The sequence below is a fragment of the Leisingera sp. S2M4 genome (assembly GCF_055398055.1).
On record NZ_AP040861.1, the window covers coordinates 474,988 to 492,430 of the forward strand.

Annotated in this window: 17 protein-coding genes; 7 read left to right on the forward strand and 10 right to left on the reverse strand. The window is 66.2% G+C overall.

Annotated features, from left to right (window positions below):
- Positions 1–10: 10 nt before the first annotated feature.
- Positions 11–1,273 (forward strand): phosphoribosylamine--glycine ligase, encoded by a 1,263-nt coding sequence (gene purD, locus ACZ52D_RS02365; RefSeq protein ID WP_464442437.1) that lies wholly within the window; start codon positions 11–13, stop codon positions 1,271–1,273.
- 218 nt (positions 1,274–1,491) lie between these two features.
- On the opposite strand, the gene ACZ52D_RS02370 is transcribed toward purD, so the two are convergent.
- The 3 genes from ACZ52D_RS02370 to ACZ52D_RS02380 all read right to left on the reverse strand — a co-directional run bounded on the left by ACZ52D_RS02370 (position 1,492) and on the right by ACZ52D_RS02380 (position 4,540).
- Positions 1,492–3,216 (reverse strand): DUF1217 domain-containing protein, encoded by a 1,725-nt coding sequence (locus ACZ52D_RS02370; RefSeq protein WP_222454026.1) that lies wholly within the window; start codon positions 3,214–3,216, stop codon positions 1,492–1,494.
- A gap of 212 nt (positions 3,217–3,428) precedes the next feature.
- Positions 3,429–4,217: a VCBS repeat-containing protein gene (locus tag ACZ52D_RS02375; protein ID WP_464442438.1), complete on the reverse strand. Its 789-nt coding sequence runs from the start codon at positions 4,215–4,217 to the stop codon at positions 3,429–3,431.
- The gene (locus ACZ52D_RS02380) at positions 4,217–4,540 is read right to left on the reverse strand and encodes a 2Fe-2S iron-sulfur cluster-binding protein (protein WP_222454028.1); all 324 of its coding nucleotides are present in this window, start codon (positions 4,538–4,540) and stop codon (positions 4,217–4,219) included. Before ACZ52D_RS02380 ends, ACZ52D_RS02375 begins: the two co-directional genes overlap by 1 nt.
- 203 nt (positions 4,541–4,743) lie before the next feature.
- On the opposite strand from ACZ52D_RS02380, the gene ACZ52D_RS02385 reads away from it, so the two are divergent.
- From ACZ52D_RS02385 to ACZ52D_RS02395, 3 genes are all read left to right on the forward strand, one after another.
- Positions 4,744–5,172, forward strand: a complete 429-nt coding sequence (locus tag ACZ52D_RS02385) for an OB-fold nucleic acid binding domain-containing protein (protein ID WP_464443106.1) — start codon at positions 4,744–4,746, stop codon at positions 5,170–5,172.
- 48 nt (positions 5,173–5,220) lie between these two features.
- A complete protein-coding gene (locus tag ACZ52D_RS02390) occupies positions 5,221–5,751 on the forward strand; it encodes a peptidoglycan-binding domain-containing protein (RefSeq protein WP_464442439.1) in 531 nt (176 codons plus the stop codon).
- A gap of 121 nt (positions 5,752–5,872) precedes the next feature.
- Positions 5,873–6,541: a Crp/Fnr family transcriptional regulator gene (locus ACZ52D_RS02395; protein ID WP_369927225.1), complete on the forward strand. Its 669-nt coding sequence runs from the start codon at positions 5,873–5,875 to the stop codon at positions 6,539–6,541.
- Positions 6,542–6,874: 333 nt separating this feature from the next.
- Here ACZ52D_RS02395 and ACZ52D_RS02400 read toward each other — a convergent pair whose 3' ends face one another.
- The 6 genes from ACZ52D_RS02400 to rpiA all read right to left on the reverse strand — a co-directional run bounded on the left by ACZ52D_RS02400 (position 6,875) and on the right by rpiA (position 13,324).
- Complete coding sequence (locus ACZ52D_RS02400) at positions 6,875–8,377, reverse strand: Do family serine endopeptidase (RefSeq protein ID WP_464442440.1); 1,503 nt, start codon at positions 8,375–8,377, stop codon at positions 6,875–6,877.
- 183 nt (positions 8,378–8,560) lie between these two features.
- Entirely contained in the window at positions 8,561–8,755 is a 195-nt protein-coding gene (locus ACZ52D_RS02405; protein WP_369927228.1) for a DUF2065 family protein, read from the reverse strand.
- Positions 8,755–9,684: a protease modulator HflC gene (gene hflC, locus ACZ52D_RS02410; RefSeq protein WP_222454034.1), complete on the reverse strand. Its 930-nt coding sequence runs from the start codon at positions 9,682–9,684 to the stop codon at positions 8,755–8,757. The genes ACZ52D_RS02405 and hflC overlap by 1 nt, the downstream gene beginning before the upstream one ends.
- Positions 9,684–10,841 (reverse strand): FtsH protease activity modulator HflK, encoded by a 1,158-nt coding sequence (gene hflK / locus ACZ52D_RS02415; protein ID WP_222454035.1) that lies wholly within the window; start codon positions 10,839–10,841, stop codon positions 9,684–9,686. The genes hflC and hflK overlap by 1 nt, the downstream gene beginning before the upstream one ends.
- A 66-nt stretch (positions 10,842–10,907) precedes the next feature.
- Positions 10,908–12,263 carry a glutathione-disulfide reductase gene (gor, locus tag ACZ52D_RS02420; protein WP_464442441.1) on the reverse strand — a complete coding sequence of 452 codons (1,356 nt, stop codon included), beginning with the start codon at positions 12,261–12,263 and terminating at the stop codon, positions 10,908–10,910.
- 272 nt (positions 12,264–12,535) lie between these two features.
- Complete coding sequence (gene rpiA, locus ACZ52D_RS02425) at positions 12,536–13,324, reverse strand: ribose-5-phosphate isomerase RpiA (protein ID WP_222454037.1); 789 nt, start codon at positions 13,322–13,324, stop codon at positions 12,536–12,538.
- 253 nt (positions 13,325–13,577) lie between these two features.
- Here rpiA and ACZ52D_RS02430 point away from each other — a divergent pair, with 253 nt between their 5' ends.
- The 3 genes from ACZ52D_RS02430 to ACZ52D_RS02440 all read left to right on the forward strand — a co-directional run bounded on the left by ACZ52D_RS02430 (position 13,578) and on the right by ACZ52D_RS02440 (position 16,741).
- A complete protein-coding gene (locus ACZ52D_RS02430; protein ID WP_464442442.1) occupies positions 13,578–14,285 on the forward strand; it encodes a glutathione S-transferase family protein in 708 nt (235 codons plus the stop codon).
- Positions 14,285–15,658, forward strand: coding sequence for an L-serine ammonia-lyase (locus ACZ52D_RS02435; protein ID WP_222454039.1), 1,374 nt, complete (start codon positions 14,285–14,287; stop codon positions 15,656–15,658). Before ACZ52D_RS02430 ends, ACZ52D_RS02435 begins: the two co-directional genes overlap by 1 nt.
- Positions 15,659–15,814: 156 nt before the next feature.
- Entirely contained in the window at positions 15,815–16,741 is a 927-nt protein-coding gene (locus tag ACZ52D_RS02440; RefSeq protein ID WP_464442443.1) for a DMT family transporter, read from the forward strand.
- Here ACZ52D_RS02440 and ACZ52D_RS02445 read toward each other — a convergent pair.
- Positions 16,716–17,390, reverse strand: a complete 675-nt coding sequence (locus tag ACZ52D_RS02445) for a thiamine diphosphokinase (protein ID WP_464442444.1) — start codon at positions 17,388–17,390, stop codon at positions 16,716–16,718. The genes ACZ52D_RS02440 and ACZ52D_RS02445 overlap by 26 nt on opposite strands.
- Positions 17,391–17,443 lie beyond the last annotated feature (53 nt).

The window sequence follows — 17,443 nt, forward strand, 5'->3', positions numbered from 1 at the left end:
GAATGCGCCAATGAACATCCTTATCCTCGGCAGCGGCGGGCGTGAACATGCACTGGCCTGGGCGGTGATGCAGAACCCCAAATGCGACAAGCTGATCGTGGCCCCGGGCAACGCAGGCATCGCGCAGATCGCCGACTGCGCCGCGCTGGACATCGAGAACGGCACCGCGGTGGTGAGCTTTGCCGAGGAAAACGCCATCGATTTCGTCATCATCGGCCCCGAGGCGCCGCTGGCTGCAGGTGTGGCTGACCGGCTGCGCGCCGCGGGCCTTCTGGTGTTCGGCCCGTCCGAGGCCGCCGCCAGGCTGGAAGCCTCCAAAAGCTTCACCAAGGAAGTCTGCGACGCGGCCGGTGCCCCCACCGCCGCCTATGGCCATTTCACCGATGCCGAAGCCGCCAAGGCGCATGTGCGCCAGCATGGCGCGCCCACCGTGGTCAAGGCCGACGGTCTGGCAGCCGGCAAGGGCGTCATCATCGCGATGACCGAAGAGGAAGCCATCGCCGCCATCGACGACATGTTCGGCGGTGCCTTCGGCGGCGCTGGTGCCGAGGTGGTGATCGAGGAATTCATGGAAGGCGAGGAAGCGTCCCTGTTCGTGCTGGTCGACGGCGAGGACGTGCTGGCGATCGGCTCGGCCCAAGACCACAAGCGCGTCGGCGAAGGCGACACCGGCCCCAACACCGGCGGCATGGGCGCCTATTCCCCCGCGCCGGTGCTGAGCGCCGAGATCGAGGCGAAAGCGATGGAAGAGATCGTGAAGCCGACCATGCGGGTGATGGCCGAGCGCGGCATGCCCTATCAGGGCGTGCTCTATGCCGGTCTGATGATCAAGGACGGCCAGCCGCGGCTGGTGGAATACAACGTCCGCTTTGGCGACCCGGAATGTCAGGTGCTGATGATGCGACTGGGCGCGCAGGCGCTGGACCTGATGCACGCCGCTGCCGAAGGCCGCCTGGCGGACGCGCAGGTGAACTGGGCCGACGATCACGCGATCACCGTGGTTCTGGCCGCCCAGGGCTATCCGGGCGGTTACGAGAAAGGCACCGAGATCAAGGGGCTGGACGCGCTGCCCGAGGACAGCAGCAACATGGTGTTCCACGCGGGCACCAAATCCGAGGACGGCAAGATCCTGGCCGTCGGCGGCCGCGTTCTGAACGTCACCGCCCGCGGCGACACCCTGCAGGAGGCCCGCGATCGCGCCTATGCGATGATCGACGAAATCGACTGGCCGCAGGGGTTCCACCGTCGCGACATCGGCTGGCGCGCCCTGTAACCGCGCGCACAACGCGCCCTCCCGCTCCCCTGTAGCTGCCTCGGCACGGGGCCACAGACACAGGTGCGGGAGGCACGCAATCCACGGCACATCCCCGTCATGGCGACCGGGAACCGGTCAGGTCAGGGCCTGGCCGTGCCGCCCGTCAAGCGCGGGCGCGCCCCGGTCATTTTGGTTTCCATGGGTGTTGCCGTTGATCGGCATCCTGCCCGGCCGGATCAGAACAGGTTCAGTTCACTCATCATCAGGAAGCGGCGACGGAACTGGTCCATCAGGTCCGGCTCCAGATAATCCGCCGGATGGCTGGTGCCAAAGGCCGAATAGGAGCGTTCCTTCAGTTCGCTCAGCTGCCGTTCGATATCCAGCTGGGCAAAGCTGGAGGGCAACGCCAGCGCCGTCTCGAAGACCGTGCGCAGCGGCGGCGATCCCATGATGTTGTACCAATGGGCGTCTTCGCTGCCGCCGGCATCCACGACGCCCTGCATCTCACGCTCGAACGCCAGCGCCAGCCGCATGTTGGAATCCGATTCGCCAATCTGGATTTCGAACTGCCGATCCTGGTAAAGTTCCACCAGTTCCGCCGCAAAGCCCTCGGGATAGGTCAGCCCGGTCTCGCCTTTGTTGAAGGCAAAAGCCTCGGCCATCGCCCGCAGCCCCTTGTCGTAATGCAGGTTGACGAAGGAGATCTCGTCCGACAGGTCGGAATCCAACGCCTTGATCACCGTATTGAAATCGTCTTCGCGGCGGCTTTGTCCGAACAGGTCCAGCGTCGCGGCAAAAAGATCCAGGTCAAAGACCACGTCGCGGGCCTGACTCAGGTCCGCCGCCTTGTCGCCGATCTCCTGCACGAAGATGTCCATCTTGTTCACGTATTCCGGCCAGCCGTTCTGGAAAGCGTCGGCGAAATCGCGATAGGCCACGTTATCGGGCTGGTTGACGAAGGAATTCGGGTCGTCCAGATCGGACTCCAGCACCTGCCGCAGGTAATCCTCTCCGCGATCACTCAGGTAGAACAGGTCCAGCGAGTGGGCCAGCAGGTCCGGGTTGTGCAGCAGCTGGTCCGGGCTGGTGAAGGTGTTGATGTCCGGCCAGCCAAAGCCGAAGGCCGCCGAGGCCGTGCGATAGCGCGTGTCCTCCAGCTGGTTCACGAAGGAATTCGGATCGGTGGTGTCCGAATTGAACACCCGCAACAGGAAATCCGGGTGCGTCCGCTCCAGATCGAAGGTCTCGACCACCGCCGCCAGCAGTTTTTCATCCGCCAGCAGGTCCTCGGCACTGGCCAGCCCGTCGGGGTGCTTGCCATATTCCGCCAGCAGCGACTGGATGCTGTTGTCATATTCCGGCGGCGCGGCAAAATTGAACTGGGCGGCGAAATCCGCGAACTTCGGATTGCTCAGCTTGTTTGCAAAGGAGTCGGGATCACTCAGGTCCGATTCCAGAACCTTCTGCAGGAAGAACTGGTTGTTCTCCATCCCCTCCAGCCCGACGTTCGCCAGCGCCTTGCGCAGCAATGTGCCGTTGGACAGCAGGTCATCCGGCGTGTTGATCCCCACGAACTCGGCCCCGGCGCGCGCGCTTGGCAATTGCGGCCCGTCCGCGCTGCCAAAACCGAAGGTGGTCGCCAGCGCCTGGTACCGGGTGTCATTCAACCGGTTCACAAAGGACTTCGGATCGTTGACGTCGGATTCCAGCACCTGCTTAAGATAGGCACGGTTGCCGATGTCCTCGTCGAGACCAAAGGCCCCGAGGGTCACCTTCAACAGGTTGTAGTCATCCAGCAGCTGATCGGCATTCTCGATCGTGGTGATCCGCTGGGTGAAATCCTCCACCTCGCGGGTCATCACAGGGGACTTTTCGAAAACGTCCTGCTGTTGCTCTCGGGTCCGCTGCAGGAAGGTCCATCCGCTGATCCCCGTGCCCAGCACATAGGGTGTAAAGCTCACGCGCAATCTCCTGTGATTCCGGTCCCTGCCCAAAAGGCCGCCGGGGTCTGATCCGCGATCACGCTACGCGAAGGTGGTGAAGAAATCGCAAACGGCCGCCCACGCTCGGGCGGCCGCAGAGGTCACGGCGGGCTCCCGCCGCGCCGCCCCATCCAGGGATGGGCGCTGCCCGTTGGGCCCGGCGCCGCGCCACGGCGCGGCGCGGCAGCGCGTCATTGGCAGCGCAGCGCCTGCCGCAGGCCGATGTCCGGCTGCAGCGGCCCCAAGTCGCGGCGCCTGAGTTCGCCATTCCGCAGGCGCAAAGCCTTGATCCGCCGCCAGTCACCGCCAGGCACCACCAGCTCCGGCCCCAGGCCGCAGTCGCGGAGGCCCGAGGTGATCCCGGCATCGCCAATGCGGTGATTGCTGTATCCGGCACGGCTGGCCACCTCAGTCAGCGCACCGTTCCGGAACCGCCAGACGCGGAGGATCCTTGCCAGGTGCGGACGGTCGACATAGGCGATCTCCACCTCGCCGTCGCCATCCAGATCCGCCGCGCCGATCACCGCCAGCCAGCGATGCGGTCGACCGATCGGCGGGGTCTCGGCGACCACCGCTATCCTGCTGCCCCCGGGATGGTCCGGCGTGGACACCTCATCCCAGATACGCAGGGCAGCGCCTTGACCGACATAGGAAATGACCGTGATGACCTCGGCCGTGCCATCGCCGTCCAGGTCCACCAGCCGCGGGGCGGTGTCCTCATAGACGGCGCGCTCCGGCGTTGATCGGATCCGGCGCCCGTCGCGCAGCCGGATCTCCAGCCCGGCGTATTCACCGCCAGGCAGCACCCCGTGACCGTAGGCGCGCGTGGGCTCCACGTAGCGCGCCGAGGCGATCTCTGCCGCAACCTCCGCCGCAGGCGACAGCCCGGCCAGCCACAGGCACAACAGCCCCCGCGCGCGGCGGGTGAAGCGGGGCCGCAGGCACGACGCCAGACGCCGCGCCGCCGCCCCCGCGGGCATCAGATCTGCTTTTCGGGCATATGCACGACCAGCCCGTCCAGATCGTCCGTCACCTTGATCTGGCAGGTCAACCGCGAGCGCGCCGGGTCCGGCTCAAAGGCGAAATCCAGCATGTCCTCTTCCATGTCATCCTTGGCGGGCAGCTTTTCCACCCAGTCCGGCGCGATGTAGACATGGCAGGTCGAGCAGGCGCAGGCGCCGCCGCAATCGGCTTCGATGCCGGGGATGTTGTTGTCGCGCGCGCCTTCCATCACGGTCAGCCCGTTGGCCACATCCACCACATGTTCGGTGCCGTTGTGCTCGATGTAAGTGATCTTTGCCATTTCCAGCTCTCTTCCCTTTTCCGGTACTTGCAGGACTGTGTAGCCAAGCCCCCGCAGCGGTGCCAGCCCCAATTGCGCCACCAGCCGTCGCTGCTGGACCTGCGGCGCCAGATGTTCTACAAATGTTCCAGACCTTCCCGCCACAGGCCACCGCCATGCCCGCCCCCACGTCTCCCCCTGCGTCGCCCCCCATGTCCACACTCATGTCCGCCCCCGCGTCCGCACAGCCCCCCGCGCCGCCCTCTGCTGCAGGGGACCCCTGGCCGCGCCCGCCCTCAGCCCTGCCCGCCGCCCGGCTGGGCGAGCCGCCCGAGGGCGCCCGCGTCACGGTGGCGGGCCTGGTGATCCTGCGCCAGCGTCCCGGCACCGCCAAGGGGGTGATCTTCGTCACGCTTGAGGACGAAACCGGCGTCGTCAACGTGATCGTCTGGCGCAAGATCTACGAGGCGTTCCGCCGGGCGGTGATCTCGGGGCGGCTCCTGCGCGTCACCGGACGGCTGCAGCGGGCCCATTCCGTCACCCATGTGATCGCCGAAGTGGTCGAGGATATCTCGCCGATGCTGGATCTTTTGCTGGCGGAACAGGGCCGCCAGGACGATCCTGCCTTTGCGCCCCCCACGGATGTGGGCTAATCTGCCGCCAAATCAACAGCGCCCCGCGCGGGCCGAGGCATTCAGGGCATGACCGCATCCGTATTCACCAGCACCCGTCGAGGCCGGGCCGCGGCGCTGCTGGCGGCGTTGGCCTTGCTGGCCGCCTGCGTGCAGCCCCCGCGGGGCGATGACGTCGCACGCGGCGGTCGCTACGCACCACCCGGCGCGCCCGCGGACAGCTGCTGGAGCCGTTATACCACCCCCGCCGTGATCGAGACCGTCACCCGGCAGGTGCAAATCGCACCCGCGCAGCTGGACAGCAACGGCAAGGTCCTGCGTCCCGCCAGCTTTCGCACCGAGTCCAGCCAGCAGATCGTCAGCCCGCGCCGCGAGCACTGGATCGAGATCCCCTGCCCCGAGAGGATGACCCCCGCGTTCATTCGCACCCTCCAGCGCGCCCTGGGGGCACGCGGCCTTTACCGCGGCCCGATCCATGGCCGCATGGACCACGCCACCCGGCTTGCCGTGCAGCGCTACCAGGCCCCGCTGGGCGTTGACAGCGGCACCCTGACGCTGGCATCCGCGCGCAAGCTGGGCCTGGTGGCTGTGGCGGGTTGACCGCAGTCAAGACAGCGCGAAACATGTGCGGTTTTCCGCCGAGGCCTGCTCTGCTATGGTTAGCGCAAACCGCACGCCCCGCCTCCAAGGTGTGCCCGCCCCAGAGGGATGGAACCGACACATGCTGAAGACCCGCCTGCCCGACACCGGCTTTCTGTCCGGCGCGTCCGGCCCGCTCAGGCGCATGCTGGAAAGCCAGGCCAGCGAAATCCGCCTGTCCCAGGGCGAGGTGCTGTTCGAACAGGGGGACCCGGGGGATGCGCTCTATGCGATTGTCGAGGGGGCGCTGGAATTCTCGGTGCTGTCCGCCTCCGGGCGCAAGCTGTCGCTGGACATGATGCGCCCCGGTGCGGTGTTCGGAGAGATCACCCTGTTCGACCCGGGCGAGCGCACCGCAACCGCCATTGCCACCGAAGCCAGCCTCGTGCTGCGCCTGCGAAGCGGTGATGTGCTGGAACAGATCCGTCGACACCCCGACCTCGCCGCGGATCTGCTGCGACTGGCCGGTCAGCGCATGCGGTGGATGAACAACCAGCTCAATGAACAAGTGTTCCTGCCGATGCCGGTGCGCCTTGCACGCAAGCTGGCGTATCTCGCGCCCGAGGGCAGCGACGGGCGGATTTCGCTCTCACAGGCAGAGCTGGCGGAATTCGTCGGCGCCACCCGCGAAGCCGTGTCCAAAACCCTGGCGACCTGGAAACGCAACGGGCTGATCAGCGTCAGCCGCGGCGGTGTGCAGATCCTGGACCGCAACGCCCTGGCCGTTCTGGCGGAACCGGAATCGATCTGACCACCGCGCGCCTCCGATTTTTTTGTAAATTCCCAACAATTTCACCTGTTCTGTAATCCCGGTTACAGAAGCCCCCGGCCCGCGCGGCCATAACAACAGACATCGGCAGCCATTATCCGTTCCATCCCAATGGCTGCCGCCCCCAAAAGAGCCATGTGCCCGCCAGCACATGGCTCTTTCTCATTCTCGCTTGGCTCTCAGGATGCTTTGCCCGACGACCGCCAAGGGGTGCCAATGCGCCCGCAGGCCCGGGCTGCACGGGCCGCAAAACGAAAAGGCCGGGCACACCGCCCGGCCGTCTCGTGATTGTCAGTCAGGGCCAAAAGGCCGCGATCAGTCTTCCAGGTTCAGCGCCACGAAGCGCGGCTCACCGGCCCGGCGCACCAGCAGCAACAGCGACTTGCGACCGGCTTCACGCGCCTCGGCGACACGGTCTTCCAGCTCTGAAATGGCGGTCACCTTCTGCTGCCCCGCCTCGGTGATCACGTCACCGGCGCGCAGCCCTTTCTCCCAGGCTTCCGAGGCTTCGTCCACCGACAGGATCGCCAGCCCCTGCACGTCGTCGCCCACGTTCAGCTCGGCGCGCATCTGGTCATTGAGGACACCCACGGTGAGGCCCAGAAGCTCGGTTTCCGACACATCGGGCATCATATCGCGGCTGGGACGCGAGCTGCCCCGTTCAGCGTCTTCACGACGACCCAGGGTCACCCGCAGGGTCTCGGTCTTGCCTTCCCGGTAGACCACCACCCGCACGGTCTTGCCGACCTCGGCATTGCCGACCTGGCGGACCAGGGCGCGGGTATCCTGCACATCCACACCGTCAAAGCTGACGATGACATCCCCGGCCAGAACACCGGCGTCCTTGGCCGGACCTTCCGGCACATCGGTGACCAGCGCGCCGCGCGCCTTCTCAAGCCCGATCGCCTCGGCCAGGTCGCCGTCCACGTCCTGGATCTTCACACCCAGCCAGCCGCGACGGGTCTCGCCATACTCCTTCAGCTGTTCGACCACCTTGACGACCACGTTGGACGCCATCGAGAAGCCGATGCCGATCGAGCCGCCGTTGGGCGACAGAATCGCGGTGTTCACCCCGACCACGTCACCGTCCATGTTGAACAGCGGCCCGCCGGAGTTGCCCCGGTTGATCGCCGCGTCGGTCTGGATGTAGTCGTCGTAGGAGCCCGAGAGCTCACGGTTGCGGGCGGACACGATGCCCGCGGACAGCGAGAAGCCCTGCCCCAGCGGGTTGCCCATCGCAACGACCCAGTCGCCCACGCGGGCCGTGTCGCTGTCGCCGAACTTGACGAATTTCAGCGGACCGGGTGCCTCGACCTTCAGCAGCGCGATGTCGGTGTTGGGATCGGTGCCGATCACCTTGGCCGGCAGCAGCCCCTGCGGCTGGCCCTTGCCGGGGAAGAACTCGATCTCGATCTCGTCGGCCCCCTCGATCACGTGGTTGTTGGTGACGATATAGCCATCCTCGGAAATCACGAATCCCGATCCCAGCGCAGAGGAGCGCCGCGGCCGTCCGCCGTTTCCGTTACGGTCCTGAAATTCCCGGAAGAAATCCTCGAACGGAGAGCCCTCGGGGACAATCCCCTGCGGTCCGGTGCGGCCCTCCACGACGGTGGTGGTGGTGATGTTGACAACGGCCGGGCTGACCCTGTCGGCCAGCGGCGCCAGGCTCTCGGGACGGGCCAGCGCGGTCACCGCCTGCATCAGCAGAACCGCCATGCTGAGAACCGCAAGCGCAGCCAGGCGCAGTACCGCACCCCCGCCGCTTGCCTTGCCGGAAATTGCAATTGCCTGTGGCTGCACGGAATTTCTCCTTGTCATTTCTCGTTCTTCTGTCCCGCCCGCACCCGGGCCTTTCAGCCCCGGTCCCGCAGGAGTCGCGTGCGACCAATGTAAGAACTTACGCCCGACCCGCAACAAATGTTGCAGCTGATCAAGCTCCTGTGAGCAGATTTCCTGCCGCCACCCCGTCAGGACACCCGGCAGGACGCCGGGCGCAGCTGCTCAGACGCCGAGGCGAAAGGCCAGCCAGACCAGCACAAGCCCCAGCGCCAGCGCCGCCAGCCCGGCGTTGCGGCGCTGCTCCTCGCTCAAGCTGCGCAGCATCTCCAGGAGGCGCTCCACAAGCGAAGGGGCCAGTGCGTACACCAGCCCCTCTGCAATCAACACCAGCCCGAGGGCCAGGAGGATGAAGGCCATTACTCGCCTTCCGTCTGACCGTCCGACAGCCGGTTCGACGGCGCGTTGGACCGGCCAGCCGCCTTGCCATCCGAGGACTTCAGGTAGTTGAAGAACTCGTTGTTCGGCGACAGCACCAGCGACGAATTGCCCTCCTGAAGCGAGGCCGCATAGGCATTCAGCGAGCGATAGAACTCGAAGAATTCCGCGTCCCGACCATAGGCTTCCGCAAAGATCGCGTTGCGCTCGGCGTCGGCTTCACCGCGGATGATCTCGGCTTCGCGCTGCGCTTCGGATACCAGCTCGACCACGGTCCGGTCGGCCTGGGCACGCACCCGCTGCGCCGCCTCTTCACCGCGGGCGATCTCGTCCGCCGCTTCCCGCTCACGCTCGGCGCGCATCCGGGCAAAGGTGGCTTCGAGGTTGGCCTGCGGCAGGTCTGTGCGCTTCAGCCGCACGTCGATCACTTCGAGGCCCAGCGCACGGGCTTCGGCGATCGCGCCGTTGCGGATGCGCAGCATCAGCGTCGCCCGGTCCGAGGACAGGATGTCATCGGAGCTGACGGTACCGAGGATGGCGCGGGTCTGCGACCGCAGGATCGAATCCAGACGGGTTTCCGCCGTGGCGATCCCGCCGGCACCCACCGCCTTACGGAACTGCTCCACGTCCGCGATGCGGTAGCGGGCAAAGGCGTCGACCACCAGGCGGCGGTCATCTTCAGGGGTGATTTCCAGCGGCCCGACTTCGCGGCTCAGGATACGGTCGTCATAGGTGACGACGTTCTGGATCAGCGGGATCTTGAAGGCCAGACCCGGCTCTTCCTTGACCGACTTGATCTGGCCGAACTGCAGCACCAGCGCCTTTTCGCGCTCATCGACGATGAAAATCGACGACAGGCCGGCAATCACCGCAACCACGAGGATCGGCAGAATGAGAGTGGTGTTCCGCATCAGTTGCCCTCCTGAGACTTGCGCAGCTCATTCAGCGGCAGATAGGGGACGACCCCCTGGCCCTGACCGCTGCCGGTTTCATCGAGAATGATCTTGTCGACCCGGCCCAGAACCTTTTCCATGGTTTCCAGGTACAGGCGCTTGCGGGTCACTTCCGGCGCTTTCAGGTATTCTTCCAGAACCGCGGTAAAGCGGCTGGCCTCACCCTGGGCCTGGTTCACGACCTGTGCCCGGTAGGCTTCGGCTTCTTCGAGGGTCTGCGCAGCTTCACCACGCGCGCCCGCCAGCTTGCGGTTTGCATAGGCATCCGCCTGCTTCTCCAGACGGTCCCGCTCCTGGCCGGCCGACTGAACTTCGCGGAAGGCGTCTTTCACCGGCTCCGGCGGATCGGCCTGGTCGAAGTTCACACGGATGATGTTCACGCCACTGTCATAGCTGTCGAGGGTGGTCTGGATCAGCTCGCCCAGACGCTCGGCAATGATGCCGCGGTCCCGGTTCAGGATCGGCGCCAGTTCGGACTGCGCCACGATTTCCCGCATCGCCGATTCCGACACCGCCTGAATGGTCTGCTTGGGGTCACGCAGGTTGAACAGGTATTTCGCCGGATCGTTGATGTTCCAGACAACCTGGAAATCCACGTCGATGATGTTTTCATCCCCGGTCAGCATCAGCCCCGCGTCACCGCCGCGAGACCCCGCCCCGATGTGTTCGGTCTGTTCCACCTGCACCGGGATCACCTCGTAGGTGACCAGCGGCCAGGGCGCGATGTTCAGGCCCGGCTCACCCGTGGCCGAGTATTTGCCGAGGAACAGTTCAACCGACTGTTCTTCCGGCTTGACGGTGTAGAAACTGGCAAATCCCCACAGCACCACGGCTGCGGCTGCTGCCAGCCCCAGGGTGCCCTTGGTGAACAGGGGCGCACCGCCGCCTGCGCCGCCGCCGCGACCACCGCGACCGCCACCGGCACCACCGCGACCGCCCATCAGGACGCGCAGCTGCTCCTGGCCTTTCTTGACCAGTTCGTCGATCTCGGGAATCTGGGGATCATCCGGCTTGCGGCCACCGCCGCCGTTGTTCCCACCGTTGTTGCCCCGGTTGCCTCCTCCGCCACCAGAGGAGCCACCGCCCCCCCATGGGCCACCGCTATTGCCAGCCATCTGTCTCCTATCCGTTTACTGCCGCCCGCGGGCGGCATGGGTGTTCATCTGCTTGCCGAGGCGCCCTCAGGTGGTGCGCACCGGCGTTTTCAAGGTTACCAACTCTTCCGACATTGTCGGGTGCACCGCAACAGTGCGGTCGAAATCTTCCTTGGTCGCGCCCATCTTTACCGCGATTCCGGCCAGCTGGATCATCTCGCCGGCAGCGGGTGCGACGATATGGCAGCCCAGCACCTTGCGGGTTGCCTTGCTGACCACCAGCTTCATCAGCACCTTCTGGGCACGGCCCGCAAAGCTCTGCTGCATCGGCTTGAAAGAGGTCGAATAGACCTCGATCGGCTCCTGCTTGGCGGCGTCCTCTTCGCTGAGACCGATGGTGCCCATTTCCGGCTGGGTGAAGATCGCCGTCGGGATCAGCTCGTGGTCGGGGCTGGTCGGATTGCCCTTGAACACGGTCTCGACAAAGGCCATGCCTTCGCGGATCGCAACCGGCGTCAGCGCCACCCGGTCGGTCACATCGCCCACCGCATAGACCGAAGGCACCGTGGTCTGGCTGTACTGGTCGACGACGATCTCGCCGCCCTTGCCGCGCTCCACGCCCAGTTCCTCAAGGCCGAGATTGTCGGCATTGGGCGCACGGCCGGTGGCATACATCACCTGGTCGAACATATGCTCTTCGCCATTGGTGTCGGTGACGCGGATCTTGTCGCCGTCACGGCGCATCTCGGTGACATTGACGTTCACCCGCAGATCGACGCCCGCCTCGCGCATGCCGTCGGCGATCACGCCGCGGGCCTCTTCGTCAAAGCCGCGCAGGATCTGCTCGCCACGGTAGAACTGGGTGGTCTTGACGCCCAGCCCGTTCAGGATACCGGCAAATTCGCTGGCGATATAGCCGCCGCCGACGATCAGGATGCTTTCCGGCAGCTTTTCAAGGTTGAAGATCTCGTTCGAGGTGATCGCCAGTTCAGAGCCCGGGAACTCCGGCACCGTGGGCCAGCCGCCGGTGGCGATCAGGATGTGCTTGGCGGTCTTGCGGGTGCCGTCGGCCAGTTCCACCGTATGGGCGTCGGCCAGCCTGGCACGGCTGTCAAAGCTCTCGACGCCGCTGTTTGTCAGCAGGTTGCGATAGATGCCTTCCAGCCGGTCCAGCTCCGCGTGCAGCTTGCCCTTGAAGGCGTCCCAGTCAAAATCGCCCGGCTTGATGTCCCAGCCATAGGCCTGCGCGTCCTCGACCATGCCGGAATATTCCGAAGCAAACACCATCAGCTTCTTCGGCACGCAGCCGCGGATCACGCAGGTGCCGCCATAGCGGTCTTCCTCGGCCAGCGCCACCTTGACGCCTTCCTGTGCTGCGACGCGGGCCGCGCGCACCCCGCCGGAACCGCCACCGATGACAAACAGATCGTAATCAAAGCTCATGAAGTTCTGCCCTTTGCAAGTCCTGTGCAGGTGTATCCCATAACGGACCACCAAACGCCATATGCCCAAGTGGGCGTTATTGCGCCGCATTCAACCTTTTGGCGCGGATTTGCACGGGGTTGTGAGGCGAAAGCCCCCGCCGCGCCGAGAGCCGCGGCCACCCGAGTGCGAAACCGAAGTCCGCGCCCAGTTCCTGCCCTCGGGCGCGGACAGGCGCGGACAGGCACGGCCCGGCCTGCCGACCGGGCGACGCCGTCACACCAAGGCACATCCTACTCCGCCAGATCGGTGAACAGGTTGTCTTCCTCGGCGAACTCAAGCCGGTCCTTCTCCACCGTGCCCTCGTTGATGTCGCGCACCTCGACGTGGCCGTCGCCATAGCCGATCACCACGGTGTCGCAGATATCGATGAACAGCCCGTTCTCGATCACCCCGGGGATCTGGTTCAGCACCAGCGCCAGCTGGCGCGGATGGCCGATCCGCTTGAGATGCAGATCGAGGATATAGTTGCCCTCGTCGGTCACGAAGGGCGCGTCGCCGTTCATCCGCAGGGTCGTCATCCGCCCCATCACGTCCATCGACACCAGCGTCTCCTCGATCAGCGCCTGGCTGCTTTGCCAGCCGAACGGCAGCACCTCCACCGGCAAAGGGAAGGCGCCCAGCCGCTGCACCGACTTGCTGGCATCCGCGATCACCACCATCTGGTCCGAGGCGGTGGCGACGATCTTCTCTTGCAGATGCGCGCCGCCGCCGCCCTTGATCAGGTTCAGGTCGGCGTCGAACTCGTCGGCGCCGTCGATGGTGATGTCCAGCCACTTGGCCTCATCCAGCGACACCACGTCGATGCCCACGTCCCGCGCCAGCGCCGCGGTCCGGCTGGAGGTCGGCACCGCGGTGATCCGCAGCCCCTCCTCGCGCACCATCTCGCCCAGGCAGCGCACCAGCCAGGCGGCAGTGGACCCGGTCCCCAGCCCGACCCGCATGCCGTCATCGACCATCGCCGCCGCCCGCTTGGCCGCTACGAATTTCGCCTTGTCGATCGGTGACAGTTCTCCGCCCATCGGCCTTGCTCCCCGGCTGTTTTCCTCGGCCGCGTTATACCGGCTTTGCCCGCAACAGGCGAGAGCCCGCATGCGCGAGGCGGATCGTTTCCGTCCCGCCGCGCCCCTGCAGGCAGACACTGGCACTGGCCGGACAGACGATGTATCAGGAAAGGCGGGTTTCCGATCGGAAACGCCGGAAATGAACACACGCGCGCTCCTTTTGCGGCCTAATGCTGAACCAGGAGCAAGCCCAACAACCGGCCCGACACGCATGACCGCCACCTATCGCCTGCACTATGCCCCCGACAACGCCTCGCTGGTGATCCGGCTGGTGCTGGAGGAAATGGGCCAGCCCTATGACACGGTGCTGGTGGACCGCCGCGCGCGGGCACAGGACAGCGCTGCCTATCGGGCGCTGAACCCCGGCGGGCTGATTCCGGTGCTGGAAACCCCGGACGGGCCGCTGTTCGAGACCGCCGCGATCCTCTTGTGGCTGGCCGACCGCCACGGCGTCATGGCGCCCTCCGCCGCCAGCCCCGCGCGCGCTGCTTTCCTGAAATGGCTGTTCTTCGCCTCCAACACGCTGCACGCCGATCTGCGCATGCTGTTCTATCCCGACAAGTATATCGGGGCCGAGCCCGCCCACCAGGCCCAGCTGCAGGCGACGCTGCGCCAGCGCCTGCGCCAGCACCTGACCAGCCTGGAGCGCGCCGCGGCCGACCGCCCTGCCTGGCTTGGTGCGCTGCAACCCTCGGTCCTGGATTACTACCTGGCCTGCCAGCTGCGCTGGATGGCGCTCTATCCGGTTGACAGTGATCGCAGCTGGTTCGATCCTGCCGCCTATCCCATGTTGCAACGGCTTTGCTCCGGGCTGGAAAGCCGCCCTGCCGTTGTCGCCGCGCAAGAGGCCGAAGGTCTCGGGGCGCACCCGTTCACAAATCCCGTTCATGCCAATCCCCCAGAAGGATCAGCCACCTAATGTTCCTCTCCGTCTTCGACATGTTCAAGGTCGGCATCGGCCCCTCGTCCTCGCATACCATGGGCCCGATGGTGGCCGCCGCGCGCTTTCTCGACATGATGCGCGCCTCGCCGTTCGAATTCCACGGCCTGCGCGCCTCGCTGCACGGCTCGCTCGCCTTTACCGGCGTCGGCCATGCCACCGACCGCGCCACCATCCTCGGCCTCGGCGGCTTCACCCCCGAGGATTACGACGACGAGAAGGCCGAAGCCTTCCTTGCCGAGCTGGCCAAGACCCACCAGATGCAGCCCGAAGGGCTGGGGCCGCTGCGTTTCGACCCCAAGGCGGACATGATCTTTGATTACGACCAGGCTCTGCCCGGCCACGCCAACGGCATGATCCTGATGGCCACCGACGCCCAGGGCGACGTGATCCTGCGGCAGGTGTTCTATTCCATCGGCGGCGGCTTCGTGGTCACCGAGGAGGAACTGGCCGCCGGCAAGGCCACCGATGAGGGCGCCCCGGTCCCCTACCCGTTCAAGACCGCCGCCGAGATGCTGGAGATGGCCAAGGCCAGCGGCAAATCGATCGCCGAGATGAAGCGCGCCAACGAGATCGCCCGCGGCTGCCCGGAAAGCCTGTCCAAGGGCACCGCCCGCATCTGGCAGGTGATGAACGACTGCATCAACCGCGGCCTGTCGCGTGACGGCATCCTGCCCGGCGGGCTCAACGTGCGCCGCCGCGCCAAGGGCATCTACGAGGCGCTGCTGGCCGAGCGCGGCATGAACCAGCCCGCACCGCACACCATCAACGACTGGATGAGCGTCTATGCGATGGCGGTGAACGAGGAAAACGCCGCCGGCGGCCAGGTTGTCACCGCGCCGACCAATGGTGCCGCGGGCACGCTGCCGGCCGTGATCCGCTACTACCTCGATCACGTGCCGGGCGCCTCGGAAAGCCATGTCGAGGACTTCCTGCTGACCGCCGCCGCCATCGCGGGCCTCGTGAAGTACAACGCGTCGATCTCCGGCGCCGAGGCCGGTTGCCAGGCCGAGGTCGGCTCGGCCGCTGCCATGTCCGCCGCAGGTCTCTGCGCGGTGATGGGCGGCACCCCGGAACAGGTTGAAAACGCGGCTGAAATCGCGCTGGAGCATCACCTCGGTATGACCTGCGATCCGGTCAAGGGCCTGGTGCAGGTGCCCTGCATCGAGCGCAACGGCCTGGCCGCGATCAAGGCCGTCTCGGCCGCCTCCCTCGCGCTGCGCGGCGATGGCCAGCATTTCGTGCCGCTGGATTCGGTGATCGAGACCATGCGCCAGACCGGCGAGGACATGCACGAGAAATACAAGGAAACCTCGCTCGGCGGCCTCGCCGTGAACGTGCCGAACTGCTGACCCCGGGCGCACCGACTGCACGCCCCCCCCAAGGCGCGCGTCGGCCCCCCCCTGCGCGGGGCGTGCGGCTGCCCCCGTCCGCATGGGCCACGAACTTTCGGCCTGCGCCCTCAACCTTCCCTTGCATCCCCCGGCAGGCGGGCCTAGCGTCGCGCCATGACACAGGACCGCCCCCTCCTCGGCATCGCCCTGATGCTGGGTTTCTGCGTGACCATCCCGGTCTGCGACGCCATCGCCAAGCTGCTTGGCGACCATATTCCCGTGGGGCAGATCGTCTTCGCCCGCTTTGCCTTTCAGGCGGCCCTGCTGCTGCCGCTGGCACTTCTGCTGGGTAACAGCCTGCGGCTGCCACGCCATGTGCTGCCCTACCTGCTGCTGCGCACGCTGTTGCAGATGGGCGGGGTCGCGGCGATGTTCACCGCGTTTCGCTTTCTGCCGCTGGCAGACGCGGTGGCGATTGCCTTCGTGATGCCCTTCATCATGCTGCTGCTCGGCAAATTCGTGCTCGGCGAGGAGGTCGGGCTGCGGCGCCTGGGGGCCTGCGTCGTCGGCTTCACCGGCACCCTCCTGGTGATCCAGCCCAGCTTTGCCGCGGTTGGCCTGCACGCGCTGTGGCCGGTGCTGGTCGCGCTGATCTTTGCCCTGTTCATGCTGGTCACCCGCAAGATCGCCAAACACACCGAGCCGGTGTCGCTGCAGGCGGTCTCCGGCCTGCTGGCAACCGTGCTGATGCTGCCGCTCCTGTGGTATGGCGATGTCACCAGCCTTGCCGGGCTGACCCTGGACATGCCCCCGGCCCACACCTGGAACCTGCTGATCGCCACCGGGGTCATGGGCACGCTGGCGCATCTCCTGATGACCTGGAGCCTGCGCTATGCCCCCACGTCGACGCTGGCCTCGATGCAGTACCTGGAAATCCCGGTTGCGGTGTTTGTCGGCTGGTGGATCTTCGGCGACCTGCCGAACGCGCTGGCCTCCCTGGGCATCCTGCTGACCGTCGCCGCCGGGCTTTACGCGGTGATGCGCGAACACAAGGCCGCGCGCAGCCTGCGCCGGATCACCCCTGCGAGCGATCCCGTCTGATCTGCCCCAGCACATCCGCCAACAGCCGCTGCGGCAGGATCACCAGCAACCCCTCGCCCTCAGGCTCCAGCCGGATCGCCCCCAGCGCCCGGTTCGAGGTGCCGATCCGCCCCATCGGGGACATCTCCAGCCCGTCGATCGGCCACTCCAACCCCTCCGAGCGCCCCCGCACCCGCTGCATCGGAAACAGTGACACCACCTCGCCCGCCTCGGTCGGCAAGGCGACCGGATGGGTCAGGTGAAAGATGACCTCCTGCGCGCCGAGCAGAACGCAGGGCGTGGCATGCCGCTGCACCAGCGTGTTGAAGGCCGCCAGCTGGTGATCCACCCGCTTGCCGAGAAACCCCACGGCGATCACCGCCGGGGCCGAGACCGAGCGCAGCGCCTTGTCGAAATCGGTGCTCTCCTGCTCGGCCACCTCGTGCAGGCAGCCTGGCGGCAGCTGTTCCCGCAACGCTGCGGGCAGGGAATCAAGGTCGCCAATCACCGCCTCCGGCATCCGCCCCGCCGCCAGCACCGCCGCCGCGCCGCCATCCGCCGCCGCCAGTCGCGGTGCCAGAGCCAGCGCCGCCTCCAGCGCCCCCGGCATCACCTCGCCGCCCCCGACGAGGGTAACTGGTTCCGATGCGTCAACAATTCTCGCTGTCATGGGCGGTATTCCTGGCAGTTTTGGAAACAGGTCACAATGTGAACACAAAATGA